The sequence below is a fragment of the Achromobacter sp. 1011811831 genome (genome assembly GCF_059760905.1).
In genome coordinates, this window is sequence record NZ_JCBANG010000228.1 from 1 (window position 1) to 344 (window position 344).

The 344-nt window shown below is 71.2% G+C and carries 1 pseudogene; it reads left to right on the forward strand.

What is annotated here, in order from left to right:
• A pseudogene (locus tag AC6LJ9_RS30730) lies at positions 1 to 344 on the forward strand (chromate resistance protein ChrB domain-containing protein); the annotation flags it as partial.

The following is a 344-nucleotide window of genomic DNA, read 5'->3' on the forward strand; positions in this document are numbered from 1 at the left end:
TGCGCGACGCTGCGCGATGGGGTCTACCTGCTGCCTGACTCGGCCGACAGTGCCGCGGCGCTGGACGAAGTGGCGGCGCAGGCGGTGGAAGTCGGGGGCAGCGGCGAGGTCTATCGACTCTCGGGGTGCGAGGAAGCCCAGGAGGCCGCGCTGCGCGCCCTGTTCGACCGGGGCGAGGAGTACGCCGGCATCGCCGAGGAGATCAAGGAACTCGGGCGGAGCCTGACATCCCTGGATGGCGCCGCCGCCGCACGCAAGCTCCAGCCGCTCGTGCGCCGCTTCGAGCAGGTGGCGCGCATCGATTTCTTTCCCGGCGAGGCGCAGCGGCAGACCTTGAGCCTGCT